Annotated in this window: 2 protein-coding genes; both read right to left on the bottom strand. The window is 67.1% G+C overall.

Going from position 1 to position 907, the window contains the following annotated elements; genetic code table 11:
• Positions 1-252 precede the first annotated feature (252 nt).
• Positions 253-642, bottom strand: a complete 390-nt coding sequence (locus tag AB4880_RS20115) for a hypothetical protein (protein WP_344850718.1) — start codon at positions 640-642, stop codon at positions 253-255.
• Positions 639-907: hypothetical protein (locus AB4880_RS20110; RefSeq protein ID WP_367920992.1), on the bottom strand; the 269-nt coding region annotated here is incomplete at its 5' end. The genes AB4880_RS20110 and AB4880_RS20115, both read right to left, overlap by 4 nt.

Here is a 907-nt window from a genome sequence, read left to right as displayed (position 1 = left end):
GGTGGGCTTCGCCCACCCGATTCGGCTTCGCCGATCGGCCGTGGTTGATTTGCGTTTTCGCGCGAAAGTGCTAATGCGCTTCGCGCATAAATGCAGGTCAACGACCTGCAATCGCGCTTTCGCGCGAAAACCCCAACCCGCTAAAAGGCAAAAGCGCTATCGCGCTTTAACGCCTACACTGCGTTGCCTTCGGCAACGGCAATCGAACAATCGCGCTTTCGCGCGATAACGCTTTAGCGGTATCGCGTTGGATCACTGCCGTTGACCAGGGCAAACACCCGCGGAAGAGGGGTCAGTGCTGCGGGCTTGCCGGGTCTCTTCGAGCTGGGCGAGCATCTGCCGTGCGTCGTCCTCGGACTGAACCTCGCTCAGCCAGCGGGCTACGGCGGGTGCTGGAGGGATGGCCGCCCCGCAGTCGTGCCGGTTGTCCTCAGGCAGGATCTCGCCCCGCCCGGCGTAGAACGGCGCTGGAGCGTCCACCAGTGCCCCGCAGCCGGGGCAGGGGGCCGCGGTCCGGTCCCAGACCACCAGCGCCACCTGGTGGCCCTCGATCGCCGTTGCGCGCCACCAGACGTACGGGGCCGCTGAGGCAGCAAGCCAGCTCCAGACCTTGTCCCGGCCGCTCCAGGCGTTGGCGCTCACGTTTGCCGTGTCCCACCCTGCAGGCGTGCGGTGAACTCGCGGCCGACCTCCGGGCCTTCGACCTCGCGCACCTTCACCAGCACGGTCAAGGTCGCCACCGGGGTCTGATCGCCCACCAGCTCGAACGTTCGGCCGTCGACCGTGAACCGGTCGCCCTTCTCCAATCGGCCGGCCTCGACCAGGTAGTGCCCTGGCGCGACCCGCACGGCCAGGACCAGGCGGCCCGGCAGCTCGTCTCCGCTCACCTGACCACCGTACGCAAATC

The organism is Nocardioides ginsengisoli (assembly GCF_039537225.1).
GTDB lineage: Bacteria > Actinomycetota > Actinomycetes > Propionibacteriales > Nocardioidaceae > Nocardioides > Nocardioides ginsengisoli.
The sequence above is the reverse complement of the archived record's forward strand: the minus strand, read 5'-3'. Positions and strand labels throughout refer to the sequence as shown.